At 66.5% G+C, this 18140-nt stretch carries 14 protein-coding genes and 1 pseudogene; 10 read left to right on the forward strand and 5 right to left on the reverse strand.

Going from position 1 to position 18140, the window contains the following annotated elements; genetic code table 11:
• A pseudogene (locus AC5RT3_RS14020) lies at window positions 1–796 on the reverse strand (pyruvate dehydrogenase (acetyl-transferring), homodimeric type); the annotation flags it as partial.
• Between the two features lie 308 nt (window positions 797–1104).
• Between AC5RT3_RS14020 and AC5RT3_RS14025 the strand changes: the two are divergent.
• The 4 genes from AC5RT3_RS14025 (at window position 1105) to AC5RT3_RS14040 (ending at window position 5368) form a co-directional block, all read left to right on the forward strand.
• On the forward strand, window positions 1105–2673 hold the full coding sequence (locus AC5RT3_RS14025) for an NCS1 family nucleobase:cation symporter-1 (RefSeq protein ID WP_494009921.1): 1569 nt from the start codon (window positions 1105–1107) through the stop codon (window positions 2671–2673).
• A gap of 8 nt (window positions 2674–2681) precedes the next feature.
• Window positions 2682–3425, forward strand: a complete 744-nt coding sequence (locus AC5RT3_RS14030; protein ID WP_494102677.1) for an aspartate/glutamate racemase family protein — start codon at window positions 2682–2684, stop codon at window positions 3423–3425.
• Window positions 3426–3443: 18 nt separating this feature from the next.
• Window positions 3444–4205 (forward strand): SDR family oxidoreductase, encoded by a 762-nt coding sequence (locus AC5RT3_RS14035; RefSeq protein ID WP_494124465.1) that lies wholly within the window; start codon window positions 3444–3446, stop codon window positions 4203–4205.
• A 950-nt stretch (window positions 4206–5155) separates the two neighbouring features.
• Window positions 5156–5368, forward strand: a complete 213-nt coding sequence (locus AC5RT3_RS14040; RefSeq protein WP_494124466.1) for a putative endonuclease domain-containing protein — start codon at window positions 5156–5158, stop codon at window positions 5366–5368.
• Window positions 5369–5446: 78 nt separating this feature from the next.
• Here the strand turns inward: AC5RT3_RS14040 and AC5RT3_RS14045 are convergent, their stop codons facing one another.
• Entirely contained in the window at window positions 5447–5824 is a 378-nt protein-coding gene (locus AC5RT3_RS14045; protein WP_494009925.1) for a sterol carrier family protein, read from the reverse strand.
• Between the two features lie 300 nt (window positions 5825–6124).
• On the opposite strand from AC5RT3_RS14045, the gene AC5RT3_RS14050 reads away from it, so the two are divergent.
• The 4 genes from AC5RT3_RS14050 (at window position 6125) to AC5RT3_RS14065 (ending at window position 11785) form a co-directional block, all read left to right on the forward strand.
• The gene (locus tag AC5RT3_RS14050; protein WP_494051723.1) at window positions 6125–7405 is read left to right on the forward strand and encodes a glycosyltransferase; all 1281 of its coding nucleotides are present in this window, start codon (window positions 6125–6127) and stop codon (window positions 7403–7405) included.
• Window positions 7402–9252, forward strand: a complete 1851-nt coding sequence (locus AC5RT3_RS14055; protein WP_494124467.1) for a right-handed parallel beta-helix repeat-containing protein — start codon at window positions 7402–7404, stop codon at window positions 9250–9252. The genes AC5RT3_RS14050 and AC5RT3_RS14055 overlap by 4 nt, the downstream gene beginning before the upstream one ends.
• Complete coding sequence (locus AC5RT3_RS14060) at window positions 9249–10331, forward strand: right-handed parallel beta-helix repeat-containing protein (protein WP_494051721.1); 1083 nt, start codon at window positions 9249–9251, stop codon at window positions 10329–10331. Before AC5RT3_RS14055 ends, AC5RT3_RS14060 begins: the two co-directional genes overlap by 4 nt.
• Before the next feature lie 62 nt (window positions 10332–10393).
• A complete protein-coding gene (locus AC5RT3_RS14065) occupies window positions 10394–11785 on the forward strand; it encodes a UDP-glucose dehydrogenase family protein (protein WP_494124468.1) in 1392 nt (463 codons plus the stop codon).
• Here AC5RT3_RS14065 and AC5RT3_RS14070 read toward each other — a convergent pair.
• Complete coding sequence (locus AC5RT3_RS14070) at window positions 11768–12784, reverse strand: asparaginase (protein ID WP_494124469.1); 1017 nt, start codon at window positions 12782–12784, stop codon at window positions 11768–11770. The genes AC5RT3_RS14065 and AC5RT3_RS14070 overlap by 18 nt on opposite strands.
• A gap of 43 nt (window positions 12785–12827) precedes the next feature.
• Complete coding sequence (locus AC5RT3_RS14075; RefSeq protein WP_494124470.1) at window positions 12828–14396, reverse strand: molybdopterin-dependent oxidoreductase; 1569 nt, start codon at window positions 14394–14396, stop codon at window positions 12828–12830.
• 100 nt (window positions 14397–14496) lie between these two features.
• Between AC5RT3_RS14075 and purD the strand changes: the two genes are divergently transcribed.
• Window positions 14497–15813: a phosphoribosylamine--glycine ligase gene (gene purD / locus AC5RT3_RS14080; RefSeq protein WP_494124534.1), complete on the forward strand. Its 1317-nt coding sequence runs from the start codon at window positions 14497–14499 to the stop codon at window positions 15811–15813.
• Between the two features lies 1 nt (window position 15814).
• The gene (locus AC5RT3_RS14085; protein WP_494009932.1) at window positions 15815–16753 is read left to right on the forward strand and encodes a phosphoribosylaminoimidazolesuccinocarboxamide synthase; all 939 of its coding nucleotides are present in this window, start codon (window positions 15815–15817) and stop codon (window positions 16751–16753) included.
• Between the two features lie 33 nt (window positions 16754–16786).
• Here the strand turns inward: AC5RT3_RS14085 and AC5RT3_RS14090 are convergent, their stop codons facing one another.
• Window positions 16787–18064 carry a helix-turn-helix domain-containing protein gene (locus AC5RT3_RS14090; protein WP_494009933.1) on the reverse strand — a complete coding sequence of 426 codons (1278 nt, stop codon included), beginning with the start codon at window positions 18062–18064 and terminating at the stop codon, window positions 16787–16789.
• Window positions 18065–18140 lie beyond the last annotated feature (76 nt).

The following is an 18140-nucleotide window of genomic DNA, read 5'->3' on the forward strand; positions in this document are numbered from 1 at the left end:
TGTCCAGGTTCTCGTTCGCGGCGAGCTGGAGCAGGCCGCGGGATTCGGGCTCGTCCATTTCGCCGTCGCCCAGGAACGCCCAGACCTGCTGGTCAGAAGTGTCTTTCAGGCCCCGGTTGTGCAGGTACCGGTTGGACTGGGCCTGGTAGATCGCGTTCATCGGCCCGATGCCCATGGAAACGGTGGGGAATTCCCAGAACTGCGGCATCAGCCGCGGGTGCGGGTAGGAGGACAGGGCATGGCCCTCGCGGGACTTTTCCTGCCGGAACCCGTCCAGGTCCTCCTCCGAGAGGCGGCCTTCCATGAACGCGCGGGCGTACATGCCCGGGGACGCGTGGCCCTGGAAGAACACCTGGTCCCCGCCGCCGGGGGCATCCTTGCCGCGGAAGAAATGGTTGAACCCGACCTCGTACAGGGTGGCCGCGCCGGCGTAGGTGGAAATGTGCCCGCCGACGGCGATGTCCGGCCGCTGCGCCCGGTGCACCATCACCGCGGCGTTCCAGCGCATGTATGCCCGGTAGCGGCGTTCGTATTCCTCGTTGCCCGGGAACGGTGCTTCCTGGTCCACGGGGATCGTGTTCACGTAATCGGTGGTGGTCACCATCGGCACCCCGACGCTCTGCGCGCCCGCGCGCTGCAGCAGGCTCCGCATGATGAATTGGGCACGCTCGGTACCCTGTTCCCTGATCAGCGCGTCCAGGGACTCAACCCACTCGGCAGTCTCTTCCGGATCACGATCAGGCAGCTGGTTAGTCAACCCGCTGAGGATATGGGAGGTATCTTCTCCTGCAGCCACGGGAGCCTCATTTCATCGTCGAATGGCTCATGTTTTCGTATTGTGAGAAAACATTCTTGCTTTACGAGATTAGCTAGTTGCCTGGGACCGGGTCAATAAGGACGGGCTTCAGACCGGCCCGAAGGGCCCTGGGAGCAGCTTCCGACCGATTATGACCGGGCGGCCGGCGGTGCGATGCTTGACCGCTGGTGACCCACATCATACTCTTGCTTTCACTATTCAATATCTTGATTCCGCAGAGTGGAATAACAGAAACGGCTCCAGGGCCGGCCTCACCACCGCGGACCCTTTCAGAATTGAGAAACCCTATGCAGACCCCTCCACCGGCGGGCGTTGACGCGGCTCCGGACCTGACAGCGCCGTCAGTTGCCTCCACCCACCCTTCCGTCAGCGTCGAAGCCCTCTGCGAATCGGCCAGTGCAGCGTCCGGCCAGGCCATCAGCCCAACGCTTTACAACGTCGATCTCGCCCCCACCAAGCGCGCCGGCCGCAGCTGGTCCGGCTACAGCATCTTCACGCTCTGGGCCAATGACGTGCACAGCCTCGGCAACTATGCCTTTGCCATCGGCCTGTTCGCACTCGGCCTCGGCGGATGGCAGATCCTGCTGGCACTGGGCATCGGGGCGGCCCTGTTGTTCGGCCTCCTTAACCTCTCCGGCTTCATGGGGGTCAAGACGGGCGTTCCGTTCCCCGTCATGAGCCGCATCAGTTTCGGGATCAGGGGCGCGCAGATCGCCGCCCTCCTGCGCGGCGCGGTTGCCGTGGCCTGGTTCGGCATCCAGACCTACCTGGCCTCCGTAGTCTTCCGTGTCATGCTCGTGGCAATGTTCCCCGCCCTGGCGGAACTGGACAAGGACTCGGTCCTGGGCCTTTCGACGCTGGGCTGGCTGGCCTTCCTGGTCCTGTGGGTGGTCCAGCTGGTGATCGTCAGCTTCGGGATGGAGATGATCCGCAAGTACGAGGCCTTCGCCGGTCCCGTCATCCTGGCCACCATGGCGGCTATCGCCGTCTGGATCTTCGTCGAGGCGGGCGGCGCCATCGCCTGGTCCTCCAACAACGCCCTCGAAGGGCCCGAGATGTGGCTCACCATCTTCGCGGGCGGCTCACTCTGGGTTTCCATCTACGGCACGTTCGTCCTGAACTTCTGCGACTTCACCCGGTCCGCCGTTTCCAAGAAGGCCGTGGTGCGCGGCAACTTCTGGGGCATCCCCATCAACATGCTGGTGTTCGGCGCCATCGTGGTGGTCATGGCCGGTGGGCAGTTCAAGATCAATGGCACCATCATCGAGAGCCCGTCCGACATCGTCCAGACCATCCCCAATACCCTCTTCCTGGTGCTGGCCTGCCTGGCGCTGCTGATCCTCACCATCGCCGTGAACCTCATGGCCAACTTCGTGGCACCCGTCTACGCCCTGACCAACCTGTTCCCCAAGCACCTGAACTTCCGCAAGGCCGCCATCGTCAGCGCCGTGATCGGCCTGGTCATCCTGCCGTGGAACCTCTACAACAACCCGCTGGTCATCGTGTACTTCCTGGGCGGCCTCGGCGCCCTGCTCGGCCCGCTGTTCGGCGTCGTAATGGCGGACTACTGGCTGATCCGCCGCGGCAAGGTCAACGTTCCCGAGCTGTACACGGCCGCCCCGGAGGGTGCCTACTTCTACCGGAACGGCGTCAACCCCCGCGCGATCACCGCCATGGTGCCGGCGGCCGCCGTCGCCCTCCTTATCGCTTTTGTGCCGGCACTGGCCTCCGCCGCCCCCTTCGCCTGGTTCTTTGCCGCCGGCATTGCGGCAGCGGTGTACTTCTTCATCGCCGACCGCTCGCAGCCGCTCGAAGACCGCGACGGCGAGGCAATCGCCGTCGCCAGCACCCACTAAGGACTCCCATGCGCATCCTCGTAGCCAACGTGAACACCACCGCATCCATGACCGACTCCATCGCCGCTTCGGCCCGCAGTGTTGCGGCCACCGGCACCGAGATTGTGGGGATCACGCCCCGGTTCGGCGCCGATTCCTGTGAGGGCAATTTCGAAAGCTACCTTGCAGCCATCGCCGTCATGGACGCCATCACCTCCTACCCTGAACCGTACGATGCCGTCATCCAGGCAGGCTACGGGGAGCACGGGCGTGAAGGACTGCAGGAACTGCTGGACGTCCCGGTGGTGGACATCACCGAAGCAGCCGCCAGCACCGCCATGTTCCTGGGGCACAAGTACTCCGTGGTCACCACGCTGGACCGCACCGTTCCCCTGATCGAGGACCGGCTCAAGCTGGCCGGCCTGGACGCCCGGTGCGCGTCAGTGCGGGCCAGCGGCATGGCCGTCCTGGAGCTTGAGGAGGAACCGGAGCGGGCGGTGGAAGCCATCATCAACGAGGCCCTCCTGGCGGTTACGCAGGACAAGGCCGAGGTGATCGTGCTCGGCTGCGGCGGGATGGCCGGCCTGGACGAGCAGATCCGGCAGCGCGCCAGCGTGCCCGTGGTGGACGGCGTTGCCTCGGCAGTGACCATCGCCGAATCCCTGGTCCGGATGGGCCTGTCCACCTCCAAGGTACGGACGTACGCTGCGCCGCGGCCCAAGACCGTCATAGGCTGGCCGCTGAACAGCACCGCCGTACCCGCCCCGCTCTAGCAACTCCAGGAGAACAGCGTGAACACTGCACGTCCCGTCGGCCGCATCGCCGTCGTCACGGGGGCCGGCTCCGGCATCGGCCGTGAAGTGGCCCGGCAGATGCTGGCGGACGGTTACGGGGTGGCCCTCGCCGGGCGCCGCGAGGCGCAGTTGAAGGAAACGGCGGACGGCAGCCCGGACGCGCTGGTGGTGCCGTGCGACGTCACCCGGCCCGACGACGTCGAGCGCCTTTTCGAGGCCGCCCGGCAGCAATGGGGCCGGGTGGACGTGCTGTTCAACAACGCCGGCGTGTTCGGCCCGGCGGCCAGCGTGGATGAGATCAGCGTGGACGACTGGAACGCCACGGTGGCCGTGAACCTCACCGGGTCCATGCTGTGCGCGGCGGCCGCCGTCAGGATCATGAAGGCCCAGGAGCCGCAGGGCGGGCGGATCATCAACAACGGCTCCATCTCCGCGCACTCGCCCCGGCCCCGCACTGTGGCGTACACCGTCACCAAGCATGCGATGACGGGACTGACCAAGAGCATTGAACTGGACGGTCGCGGTTTCGGCATTACCTGCGGCCAGATAGATATCGGCAACACGGCCACGGAGATCATGGACACTATCGGCGTCGGCTCGGGCGCACTCCAGGCGGACGGCAGCCGCCGGGTGGAACCGATGTTTCCGGTGGCGGACGCAGCCCGGGCGGTACTGATGATGGCCAACATGCCGCCAACAGCCAGCGTGGGCTCAGTGGTGGTAACCGCCGCGGGCATGCCCTTCATCGGCCGCGGCTGACCCCTTCTCCTTCCCACCCATAGAGTTTTTGTCCACATATGGCGACTTCCGTGGCCGCGAGCCCGCCATTTCTGGACAAAAATTCCCGGAGCCGGGGATCTTGCTGTGGATAAGTGATCACCGGTGGTCCGTTGGTGACTCAATGGATGCATGGGAAGACTTTCACCGTTGCCTCCGGAAATCAGCGATAGGCCCTTCGTCCTTCCGGACGCGGTGCAGGCCGGAATGTCGCCGAGCCGGCTGAAGGGGGCCGATCTTTACCGGCCCAGCCGGGGCATCCGGGTACCGAAGTCTTTTTCGCCCGAAATCGCTGCCCTTGTCCGTTCCCACACGTGTCTCGACACGGATACCTTTGCCAGCCTCACCACCGCCGCGGAGATTCTTCGGCTTCCCCTGCCCCCGTGGGCCGAGTTCCGGCCCGACGGCGGCGGGCCAGTAACCACCGTCGTCGAACCTGTTCCCTGGGGCAAGAAATCAGGCGCGCATTTCCGTGAGCCCGGCAGGTTCCTGCACTTGTCTCGTCGCGGCGGCGGAACGCTTCCCCGGCGCAAAGGAGTTGCGGGTCACCGGTTGAAGATCCGGGACGGTGACCTCATCGATGTTGATGGGTTGAGGCTTACGTCAGTCGCCCGGACGTGGGTGGACCTCGGTTCAATCTTGCCTTTGGATGACCTCATAGTTGCCGGGGACGCCATCGTCAGCGAGCACAGCAGAAGCTTCGGAGAGGCAAGGCTGCCAATGGTATCCCTGCGGGAACTCAGGAAATTCGTGGAAGGGGCGAACGGGATTCATGGCGTGCGCAAGGCCAGGGAAGCACTGGAGCAATTGCGCGTGGGGGTCGACTCACCGCCGGAAACGAGGCTGCGACTGAGCTGGACGACGCCGGCCTGCCGGAGTTCCTGCCCAACTGCCGGGTTGATGATGCGCTGGGCAGACCCGTCTGGACTGATTTGGGCTGTCCCCGGTTCCGGACCTGCCTTGAGTATGAGGGCCTGCACCATCTGACGCCGGAACAGCAGGGGCTGGATGCGTACCGGGACCAGCGCGTTGGTGAGGCCGGGTGGCGGCAGGTGAAGATCAACCGCATCGACATGGAGCGGGGTGCGGAGTGGGTGGTGTCCAGGGTCCGTCAGGCGCTGCGCAAACAGGGCTGGCACCGCTGAGTTTTTGTCCAGATACGGCGGGTTCAGGCGGACATAACTCGCCATATCTGGACAAAAACTTCAAGGCAGGGAAGGAGCTTAGAGGGGGAGGAGCTCCGAGAGGTCCGCGCGCAGCCCGGACGCTGCCACCTTGCCGGCAGCGACGGCCTCCGCCCAGCCCAACTGTCCCGTCACCATGCCAAGCCAGGTGGCGGCGTCGCACTCAATGACGTTGGGCGGGGTGCCGCGCGTATGCCGGGGACCTTCCACGCACTGCGTGACACCGAACGGCGGCACGCGCACCTCCACCGAATTGCCGGGTGCGCGGGCGGTGACTTCCTCCAGTGAAAAGCGCACAGCCGTAGCCAGCACAGTTCGGGGCAGCGGAGCGTCCGACGGCGATTCGGCGGCTTTCCGCCATGCGGCCAGCGCCGCCGCGCCTTCCTCAACATCGATCCGACGGCGTGCTACAGCCATGTTTCCGGCTCCCATCCGGTAGGAATTCTCAGTATTGCGCCCTGAATGGGCGAGTAGCGGTCCACCGGAAAGACGGGTAGCCGCAAGGGCAATTAGAGTACCGCGGTGACTGGTGGGATCCGAACCCGATCGAGCATGCTCGTAAGGAAGGCTCATCGAAGAGCCGGCAGCAGAAGCCCGGACCCTCAAGAAACGGGGGCATCATCCAGGGCCCGCCACATCTTTCCGTGGCGGCAAGACCTAGCGCCGGCCGTTCAGCCGGCGATTCCCTCACTGATTTTCCCCAGCGAAGGACTGCCCATGCCTACTCTTCCGCCCTACATCGACGACGCATTCAAGCTACTCATCGGCAGCAGCTTCAGTGAGTTCTACGCAGAATTCTCGCCCTACTTTCCGCTGGCCGTGGCAGGCGTCATCGTCTGGGGCCTCTGGCTGTACCGTTTCGTACTGTCCCACCGGGCAGGCCCCATCGTCACGGACTTCCGGGCGTCGACGTCGGTGATTGTCCCCTCGTTCCATGAGGATCCAGACATCCTGATGGGTGCGCTGGAGTCCTGGCGGCAGCAGAAGCCGGACGAGATCATCATTGTCCTTGATGTGGAGGACCTGGAGGCCTACCAGCGCATCACCGCCCTCGGTGACAGCACCATCCGCCCCGTCCTGTTCCACCACCTGGGCAAAAGGTCCGCCCTGGGAGTGGGCATGCGGATGGCCCGGCACGAGATCCTGGTCCTCACGGACTCGGACACGTGGTGGCAGCCCGGCCTGCTCGCCAATGTCCAGATGCCCTTTGCGGACCCGTTGGTGGGAGCAGTGGGCACCCACCAGAACGTGTACCAGCGGGACACCAGCATCTGGCGCCGCATCGCGGACTGGCTGGTCAACGTCAGGTACCTGGACTATGTCCCGGCCATGGGCCGCGCAGGCGCCGTTCCCTGCGTTTCCGGCCGCACGGCCGTCTACCGCCGAAGCGCGGTGTTGGACGTCATCGAGCACCTGGAAAACGAGTACTTCATGGGCCGCCGCTGCATCTCCGGCGACGACGGCCGCCTCACCTGGCTGGTCCTGGCCTCCGGCTACAGGACAGTCCACCAGTCATCGGCCCGGGCCCTGTCCATGTTCCCCGCCAGCTTCCGGGCGTTCATGAAACAACGTATCCGCTGGAGCCGGAACTCCTACCGCTGCTACCTGACGGCCATCGCCAAAGGATGGCTGTGGCGGGTCCCGTTCGTGACAAAGGTGACGGTCCTGCAGATCCTGCTGACCCCTGTCACCATGGGCCTCACCCTGGTGTACCTCATCTTCCACCGACTGGATCCCACCCCCTTTGGTGTCGGCGCCGCCGCCTGCTGGCTACTCCTCGGCCGTGGGATCCGCGGCATCTCCCACCTTCGCCGGCACCCCAAGGACCTCCTGATCCTGCCGGTCCTGGCCCTGACGGTGATCCTGGTGGCGCTGCCCATCAAGATGTACGCCTTCGTAACCATGAACAAGCAGGGCTGGCTCACCCGCCACGCCCACCAGACGGGCGGCGACGGCCAGGACGCCCGAACCCTCAGCACGGGGGAGGTGGCGGCATGAGGGCCCGGCGGGCCATCGCAGCGGCAGGCCTCACCGCGGTGCTGGGGGCAGCGGGCTTCATCTACGCCGGCACCCCGGGCGGGGACCCTGCCGCGGAGGCGCTGGGCCGGAACGAGATAGCGGCCAACGGCAACGTGCAGGGCGTGCTGTACCCGGGCAACCCGGCCAGTGAAGCCCGGCTCGTAGAACAGGAGGATGAACGCCTGGTCTACGTCCGGACCATCGCGTCGGCAGCACGCTGGCGGGTGGAAGGGCTGGAAGGTCCCTACCGGATCCGGACAGGATCCAGTTACACGCTGGTCCTGCCCGCCAGGAGTGAGCCGTACACCGTGGCCGACCTGCTCGCCCTTGCCCCCAATGCCTTCCGCCTGCATTCCGACGGTGCGTACCTGCTGTCCGAAAGTATCGCTGTCCTTGCCGGCGCCTCCTTGTCCCTTGCCCCGCCGGACCCTGCTGCGGCCCTGAACCTGCGGCTGGAGAGCGGGCCGGAGACTTTCGTGTCCATCGTGTCCCTCGGCGGGTCCCTCGCGCTCGCCGGCTCCGAACCGGCCCGTGTCAACATCACCAGCTGGGACAGTACAAAGGGCGCGCCCGACAGAAGCACCGTGGACGGGCGCGCCTACATCAGGGTGCTGGGCGGCCACGCTTCCTTCGCCTCCGCGGACGTAACCGACATGGGTTTCTGGAGCGGCAATACCGGTGGGCTTTCCCTCACCGGCACCGACGCTGTGGGCACCTTCACGGGGGAACCGCCGACGCCAGCCGAAACGGAGGCCGCCACCGGCGGCGCCCGTCTCCTGCCGGACGCGGACCTGGCGACCCTCACCCAGGAATCAGCACAGGACTACAGCATGGTGACGGCGGGAATCGACAATGTCCGGCTCCGCAACAACGCCTTCGGCCTCTTCGTTACCAACGCCAGGGACATCGCCGTGCGGGACACCACCATCACCGGAAGCCTCGTCGATGGCCTGGTGCTCCACCGGTTTGTCTCCAACGCCACCATCACCGCCACCATCTCATCCGGAAACGCCGTGGACGGCATCAGCGTGGGACGCTCCACCCGGGGCGTCACGCTGGACGGGGTGCAGGCCGCGGGCAACGGACGGAACGGGATCTCGTTGGACGGGCGCGCCCTGGCGGACGGTCCCAACGCCGTCGGAACCGCCGTCGACGTTTATGGCGGCAACACCGTTGCTGGCAGTACCTTCGAAGACAACGCACGTTATGGGATCGAGGTCATCGGCGGTACCGCGCTGGCGCTCAGGGACAACCGCGTGACAGGCAGCGAAGTGGGCATCGTGGCAGCTGACGGCGCCAAAGGCGTCACCATCACGGGAAACAGACTGGCGGACAACGCCCGCCAGTCCATTGCCGTGCGGGACGCGGGCTCCACCGCCGAGGTGAGCGGCAATACCATCACCGGGGGCGACACCGGCATCTATGTCCGCGACGCCGGCGCCAGGATCAGCGGCAACCATCTGAACGGCATTTCCAACCACGGCATCAGCTTGCTGGGGGAGGTGCCCACGACCACGGTGTCCGGCAACTCCATCGCCGGCAACGGGTCCACCGCCATCTGGATGGAAGCGTCGGCAGGAGCGTCGCTGGGCGAAAACGACGTTCTGGCCTGGACTCCTGCGTTCACGGTGGAACGGGCGGTCAAATCCGTTTTCCAGCCCCTTACCTTCATCTGGTTGGTCCTCGCGGCGCTACTGCTGGTCACCGCCGTCGCCCGCGGCAGGAACGCCGAGCGCGTCATCCGCAGCCCCTACGCGGACCACGTCCCGCTGACCTCCCTGGGCAGGGGAGTGGTGGCATACGACGACGTGAGGCAGCCGACGTGACCAGCCGCCGGATCACACCCGGAGCCTGGGCAGCGCTCGCCGCAGTCCTGGCCGCCCTGGTGATTGGAGCTCTGGCCATCATGAGCATTGAGGACACCGGACCCCAAGGCGGCGGCGCACCACCGGCAGGGACGGACGGAAGCCTAGAAGGCCCCGCGCCTTCCGTCGGCGCCAGTGTTCCGGCCGTCCCCGCGCCATGCCCTCCCACGACAGTGACGGTGACGACGGCGGCGGAGCTCGCCGCCGCCCTGGCCGCCCCGGCGCCCGGCACCGTCATTCATCTGGCTGACGGCACCTACCTGGGCAACTTCCGGGCAACCGGGGCAGGAACCGCAGGGCAGCGGATAACCCTCTGCGGCGGGCAGGGGGCTGTCCTTGACGGCGGCGGCGTGGAGGACGGCTACGTCCTCCACGTGGAACAGGCCTCGTACTGGGTACTGCAGGGCTTCACCGTCCGGAACGGGCAAAAGGGTGTCATGGCCGATGAAACAGACCACTCGGTTTTCCAGGGGCTGACGATCGAAAACGTCGGTGACGAAGCCATCCACTTGCGGAAGTTCAGCACCGACAACAAAATCACCGGCAACACCATCCGCGGCGCCGGACTCCGAAAGCCGAAGTTCGGTGAGGGGATCTACATCGGCACCGCGGAAAGCAACTGGTGCGGCGTCGCCTCCTGCGAACCTGACAAGAGCGACAGGAACGAGATCCGGGGCAACACGGTCTCCAACACCACCGCCGAAAGCGTCGACATCAAGGAAGGCACATCCGGCGGTGTCCTGGCCGGGAACGTCTTTGACGGCACGGGCATGACGGAGGCCGACTCCTGGGTGGACGTCAAAGGCAGGGGCTGGAAGATCGAGGCGAATTCCGGCAGGAACTCGCCGCAGGACGGATTCCAGACACACGAGATTATTGACGGCTGGGGCACGGACAACGTCTTCCGCGGCAACGTGGCCGAAGTCAACGGGCCCGGACTCGGCTACTCATTGAAACCCGCGCGCGACAACATCGTCGATTGCAGCAACACAGCCTCGCAGGCTGGCCAGGGACTGTCCAACATCACCTGTACCAGCTAGGGGACCTGCCGGCCATCCGGCGCAACACCCGCTCCTCCCTCCGAGACGGAATCGAGAAACCAATGAACACCCTTCCTTCCTTCAGTGCGCCCAAAATCACGGTGGTCGGGACCGGCTACCTCGGTGCCACGCACGCCATCTGTATGGCGGTCATGGGCTTTGACGTCCTGGGATTCGATGTTGACCAGCGCAAGATCGCGCAACTGTCCGCCGGCGAAGTCCCCTTCTATGAACCCGGGCTTCCGGAGAAGCTGGACGAGGCGCTGGCATCCGGGCGGCTGATGTTCACCACCGACCTGGACGAGGTGGCGCAGTTCGGCGACGTGCACTTCATCTGTGTGGGAACACCCCAGGCGCCCAACTCGTCGGCCGCGGACCTGACCTATGTGGACGCCGCCTTTGCCGGCCTCGCGGCGCGGATCAACCGCAAGGCCCTGCTGGTGGGGAAATCCACGGTGCCCATTGGTACAGCCGCCCGGCTCGCGGGGATGGTTGCGGACATCTCGCCCCTGGGGCCGGAGCTGGAGGTGGCCTGGAATCCGGAGTTCCTGCGTGAGGGGTTCGCCGTGCAGGACACCCTGCACCCGGACCGGCTGGTGTTCGGGGTGGCATCGGAATGGTCTGAATCCATCCTGCGGCAGGCCTTCGAACCGCTGCTGGCGGCAGGCACCCCGCTGATCGTGGCGGACATGCCGACGGCGGAACTCGTTAAGGTGGCAGCAAACTCCTTCCTGGCCACCAAAATCTCCTTCATCAACGCCATGGCCGAAGTCTGCGAGGCAACCTCCGCGGACGTCAGCATGCTGGCCCAAGCCCTCAGCCTGGACGACCGGATCGGCGGCAGGTTCCTCAAGCCCGGGCTCGGCTTCGGCGGCGGTTGCCTGCCCAAGGACATCCGCGCCTTCAAGCACCGGGCCGAACAGCTGGGGGTGGGTCAGGCTGTCAGCTTCCTGGGCGAAGTGGACTCGATCAACAACCGACGTCGCGTCCGCACCGTGGACCTGGTACGGGAACTTGCAGGGGGAAACCTGGCCGGGGTCCGGGTGGCTGCGCTGGGTGCCGCCTTCAAACCGAACTCCGACGACGTCCGCGACGCACCCGCCCTGGACGTAGCCCGGATGCTCTACCTGGAAGGGGCGTTGGTCACGGTGTACGACCCTGAGGCAAATGCCAATGCACACCGGCTGTATCCGGACCTGAACTACGCGGCTTCACTGGCCTCCGCCGTCGGGGACGCCGACGTGGTGGCGCTCCTGACGGAGTGGGACGAGTTCCGGTCCGCCGAACCGGACTACCTGGGCAGCCTGGTCCGGCACCGCCGGATGGTTGACGGCCGGCACGCCCTTGATGCAGGCCGGTACCGTGCCTGCGGCTGGGAATACCGTGCCCTGGGCCGGCCGTACCAGGCCGCACTGGCACGGCAGGAAGCGGAGGGGTCAGTCCAGCAGGGCTGATAGGGCGGGTCCGAGCCGGATCCTGCCCACCGGCCGTCCGCCGCCGAGAACCGGTTCCACCACCCGTTCCAGGACACTGGCGACGCCCGGAATGTCGACGGCGCCGGCCGCGGCAAGGAGCGTCAGGGCCACCAGCGAGGTGGCCCTGACGTTGCCGTCCAGGATCTTGACCGCCACGGACACGCCCTGCGCGGTGGCCATGGCCAGGACCCCTTCCGCCCCGATCTTGGCAATGATTCCCAGCTCGTCCATCACCATCGTGTTGGCCTCACCCACGCCCTGGACTGCCCACGGGTAATCCAGCATGGAGGTTGCAATGGTGGCTGCGCGGGCGCTGTATGCCTGGTCGCCTGGAGCCTTGGCCAGCTGCGAGTAGCCCCGGGCCACGCCCGTCAGGGAAACTGCCGCCACCGGGGCGCCGCAGCCGTCGATGCCCAGGTGGGCGATCTTCTCGCCCGTGTATTCCTCGATCACGGTGCGGACCCGCTGCTGCAGCGGATGGTTGGGCTCGAGGTAGCTGTGGGTGTCCCAGCCGTTTTCAGTGCAGGCCCAGAGGAAGGCCGCATGTTTGCCGGAACAGTTGTACGCCAGCCGTGACTTGCCCTTTTCCGAGCGGACCAGCCAGTTCCTGGCCGTCTCGTCCTGCGGCCACGCCTCCGGGCACTGGAGCTGGTCCTCCCGGACACCTGCAGCCTTCAGCATTCCGGCTACCACGTCCATGTGGTCCAGCGATCCGGTGTGGCTGCCGCAGGCAATCGCCACCTGGGCTCCGCGCAGCGGGACGCCGGACTGCATGGCCGCCAGCGCCTGGAACGGCTTCAGGGCGGACCTGGCGTAGATGGGCGTGTTGATGTCGCCAAGCTCGGTGACCACCGATCCGTCGGCGGACAGGAGGACGGCTGAGCCGATGTGCCGCGACTCCACGAAACCGCTGCGCTCGATCACGGCCAGTTCGACGGCGGAGTCCACGGTGAACGTGGCGTGCGGATTGTGCGGCATGGTGCCAGTCTAGGGGCCGTCCGCAGGAATATCGCGGAAGGTGCTACTCCACCGTGACCATCACGGACTGCCAGCCGGATGCGCCGTCGGGCACGGGGTCGGCCCGCTGGTCCGTCTGCACCTCGCCGGTGCCGTCCGTGGCCCGGACCTTAATGTAGTGGGCGCCCGGGGCGGCATCCCACTCGTAGGACCATTGGCGCCAGGTCACCAGTGATGCCTCGGTGGACAGCTCCGCCTCCACCCAGTCCGCATTGTCGATCTGGATCTCCACCTTGGTGATGCCGCGGGTCTGGGCCCAGGCTGTGCCGCCCACCGCGACCTTTCCGGCCGGAACCTTGGCGAACGATTTCGGCACGTCCACGCGTGCCATCGTCTTGATGGGACCGCGCTCGGACCAGCCACGCTCGGTCCAGTACGCCTTGCTGTCCGCGAAGCGGGTCACTTCCAGGTCAACCACCCATTTGGTGGCGGACACGAAGCCGTACAGGCCCGGGACCACCATCCGCACGGGGTAGCCGTGCTCCAGCGGCAGCGGTTCGCCGTTCATTCCGATTGCCAGCATGGCGTCACGGTCATCCTGCAGGACCTCCAGCGGGGTGGAGGCACTGAAGCCGTCGATGGAGGTGGAAAGTACCATGTCTGCGCCGTCCCTGGGCCGGGCCCGGCGCAGCACCTCCCGGATGGGCAGGCCCAGCCACTTCGCATTGCCCGCCAGGTTGCCGCCCACCGGATTGGACACGCAGGTGAGGGTCACGTGGGACTCGATCAGGTCGGCGTCGAGCAGATCCTGGAAGGTGAGGCGGACCTCCTCCTCCACCAGTCCGTGGACGCGGAGCTCCCATTCCTCGGCGTTTATCTCCGGCACGCTAAGGGCGGTATCGATGCGGTAAAACTCGTTGTTGGGGGTCACCCAGGGCGGCACGCCGGCCACGTCGGACTGTACGCCGGCGGGAACGGGGGGCCCGGCCTTGGCCGGGGACGGCAGCTGGAGGGCCTCCCGGGCCTTGGCGATGTTGCTGCGGGCGGCACCGAGAAGGCGTCCTCCCGTTGCGGCGATTCCGGCGGCCGCCGCGGTGATGCCCGCCGCAGCGAAGAATCGGCGGCGGCTGGTTGCCGGATTGCCTGGGGCAGCATCGGCCGGTGCCTCCGGCCACTGTTTCATGCCATGCAGCGGGGCCAGCAGCCGCCGCAGCACCACCAGGCCAGCGAGCGTTCCGAGCACGCTGGGCACCGCATCCACCGGTTCGACGCCGGCGCGGGTCACCACGCTGGCCACAATCACCGCGCCCATGAACAGGACGCCCAGGACGCCCAGGGCCCACCGCCGGTAGGCCACCACGCCCAGGACGCAGGCGAGCGCGGCGATGGTCAGCCCCATGCCCACAAACAGGGCGGCCTTGTCGTTGGTGCCGAACGTGGCAATGGCGAAATCCTTGAGCCAGGGCGGCGTGAAGTCGATGAATGTTGAGCCCAGGGCGAGCAGCGGTGCTGCCCGGGCGGTGAAGAATGCGCCAGCCAGCTCCGCAACGGCAAGGACGACGGCGGCCGCCACCACCCCTGCCAGCGCAGACAGTGCGGGTGGGCCTTTGAGCCAGTTCCGAAGCTTCGTCATGGCAGTTGTTCGGAGCGGCACAGGCGGCGGACTTGTCGCGGGATCCGGAAGCGGTCACAGCTTAGGAGCGGGCAGGGTGCACAAAGTACCCTTGGTGACTGTGAAGGTACTCGTCATCGGCCCCGGAGGCCGCGAACACGCCATTGTCCGCTCCCTGCTCGCAGACCCCAACGTGTCCGAGGTCCACGCAGCGCCCGGCAACGCAGGCATCAGCAAGCTGGTCCCCACGCACAACATCAACGGCAACGATCCCGACGCCGTGGCGGCGCTCGCAACCAAGCTCGCAGTTGACCTGGTGGTGGTTGGCCCCGAGGCCCCGCTCGCCGCGGGCGTTGCGGATGCCGTGCGCGACGCCGGGATCCCCGTGTTCGGGCCCGGCAAGGCGGCTGCACAGCTGGAGGCCTCCAAGGCGTTCGCCAAAGAGGTCATGGCTGAAGCCGGTGTTCCAACAGCCATGGCCATGGTGGCCTCCAATGCTGAGGAAGCGGCCTCGGCGCTTGATACCTTCGGCGCCCCGTACGTGGTCAAGGATGACGGGCTTGCCGCCGGCAAGGGCGTGGTGGTCACCAGGAACCGCGACGAGGCCCTCGCCCACGCGCAGTCCTGCTTCGACGCCGGCGGTTCGGTGGTCATCGAGGAGTTCCTGGACGGGCCCGAGGTCTCCCTTTTCGTGCTCTGCGACGGCCACAACACCGTGGCGCTCTCTCCGGCCCAGGACTTCAAGCGCATTTTCGACAACGACGAAGGCCCCAACACCGGCGGCATGGGAGCATACACGCCCCTGGAATGGGCTCCGGACGGCCTGGTGGAGGAAGTCCTTGAGCGGGTTGCCCAGCCCACGGTCAACGAGATGGCCCGCCGCGGCACCCCCTTCGTGGGCGTCCTGTTCGTGGGACTCGCCCTGACGTCACGCGGCACCCGCGTCATCGAGTTCAACGTCCGCTTCGGCGACCCGGAGACCCAGGCCGTCCTCGCCCGCCTGAAGACGCCGCTCGGTTCCCTGCTCCTGGCGGCCGCGAAGGGCGAACTGGACAAGGCGGAGGAGCTGCGCTGGGCGAAGGAAACCGCCGTCGCCGTCGTCGTGGCCTCGGAAAACTATCCGGACACGCCGCGCACCGGCGACCGTATCCGGGGGCTGAAGAAGGTGGAGGAGTTGGAGGGCGTGCACGTCATCCATGCCGGAACCGCCCTTGACGACCAGGGCAAGGTCATTTCCGCCGGCGGCCGGGTGCTCGCCGTCGTCGCACTGGGCAGCGACCTGGTGGAGGCGCGCGAACGGGCTTACGACGGCGTGGAGCTGGTGCAGCTGGAAGGCTCGCAGTACCGCACTGACATTGCAGGGAAAGCAGCCCGCGGGGAAATCACGGTTCCGTACGGAGCCACCGGTTCCCTGCCCGTGACGAAAGCGAAGGCCTGACATGACGGACACCCCCGCACCGCGCGGCTTCAACACCAGCACCCTGGACCTCCCGGGCTGGAAGCACGTCTACTCCGGCAAGGTGAGGGACCTGTACGAGCCCGCTGACGAGTCCATCGTCCAGCAGGTGGGCCAGGAATGCGTGCTGGTGGTTGCCAGCGACCGCATCAGCGCCTACGACCATGTGCTGTCCAGCGAGATTCCGGACAAGGGCCGCATCCTCACCCAGCTGAGCCTGTGGTGGTTCGACCAGCTGGGCGTGGAGCACCATGTGCTGGCCTCGACGGTTGAGGGCGGCGTGCCCGCAGAGGTCGAGGGCCGCGCCATGATCTGCAAGAAGCTGGACATGTTCCCGGTGGAATGCATCGCGCGCGGCTACCTCACCGGGTCCGGGCTGCAGGAATACCGGGCGTCCGGCACCGTCTGCGGCATCCCGCTGCCGGAGGGGCTGGTGGACGGTTCCAGGCTGGAGCATGCCATCTTCACGCCCTCGGCCAAGGCCGAAGTGGGCGAGCATGACGAGAACATCACGTATGACGCCGTTGTGGCCCTCGTGGGTGATGACATCGCGGGCCGGCTCAGCGAACTGACCCTGAAGATCTACACGACGGCGGAGCGCATCGCGCGCGAACGGGGCATCATCCTCGCCGATACCAAGGTGGAGTTCGGGTACGACGCCGTCTCCGGGTCCATCACCCTGGGCGACGAGGTGCTGACACCGGATTCCTCCCGGTTCTGGGATGCCGCCACCTACAAGCCGGGGCAGGCTCAGCCGTCCTACGACAAGCAGTACGTCCGGGACTGGCTGACATCTGCCGAATCCGGATGGGACAAGTCCTCGGACACGCCTCCGCCGGCGCTTCCGGCCGAGGTTGTTGAACGCACCCACAGCCGTTACGTCGAGGCCTACGAGAAAATCACCGGCAAAACCTTCGTCTGACCGGAGCCCCGGCTGCTCCGGCGGACGGCCTGGCTAACCGGCCTGCTTGGCGGGTTTGGGGGTTGATCCGGCGCGCTTTTGTGCCAGCCGGATTTCCAGGATCGCGTCCAGCGCCTGCTGGACGCGGTCCCCGGCGCCCGCGGCGCTGAAGGCCTTTTGCGCCTCTTCGAGGTGCACCAGGGCTTCGTCGGGTTCGCCGGCAGCCTTAAGGGACTTGCCGAGCAGAAGCGAAACCTCGCCCGCGGTGTGCTTGGCCAGGGCAGTGCGGTCGGCATGGATCTCGCGGAGTTTTTCGACGGCGGCAACGATGTCTCCGGTGAGGTACAGCCACCGGGCGCGGATGAAGGCGACCTCCAGCGCATCACTCTTGGTCCCGCTGACGATCGAGAAGGCAAGCTCCGCGCGTTCGATGGATGAGAGGGTTTCCGGCTCAACAATGCCGGCCTGCAGCCTGACGGCGGCGGATGCCTTGTTGAAGCGGGCCCACATCTCGATGTCATTGGCGGGGGACAGCAGTTTTGCCGCCCGCTCATGGTGCCGGACGCCTTCCACGTAGTCGTGGCGCATGAACGCCACGTTGCCGATGACCCACGCCACTTCGCCGGCAAGCTGCGTCATGGCCTCTTCATCCACCTGCTCGTGCAGCTTCTGGCAGTACTTCCAGGCCTCTTCAAGCCGGCCGCTCTCCGCCAGTGCCCCGATCAGGACCCGCAGGGCGCCGGTGATGATGGTGGAACTCTTCGGCAGCTGCTCGGACAGCCTGACCGCTTCCATTGCCTCCTCCACGGCAGCCGGCAACTGCCCGCGGCGCTGCAGGACTGCCGCGAGCATCTGGTGGGCGCGGACGCCCAGCCCTACCGATTCCCGGGCCATGGGGTGCTCGATGAGCCTTTCCACGATCCGCTGGCACTCCGTGAGGTCGTCTTGCCTCATCAGGCACTCGGCCTGCATGTACGTCATGTTCCACCAGGCGCTCGTGTTCCGGCCTTCGAGCGCGAGCTGCGCGGCCGTGGCGGCGTGGCTGGCCGCCAGGGCATAGTCCCGAAGGTCCCAGGCCTGCCTGGCGTAGAGGCCGGCAAGGACGTATTCGGCGTCGCTGGCGGAGATCGGCTGGCTCCACGCCTCCAACGCCTTGGGAGCCAGCTCCAGCCGGCGGGCCAGTTCCTCAATGACCTCAGCGGTGGGCTCCCTGCGGCCGGTTTCGAGCAGTGAAATGTAGCTGGGGGAGTACAGGTCCTTACCCAGTTCGGCCTGCGTGAGGCCTCGCTCCAAGCGCTCCGCCCGGAGCTTCTCCCCGAATCCGTTGCCCACGGGACTTCCTCCTTGTTCCGGACAGCTCAGAAATAGCGCTTGACAGCGCCTGTGGAAAACATTTTACAATGTATGT

The sequence above is a fragment of the Arthrobacter sp. Y3221159 genome (genome assembly GCF_059089885.1).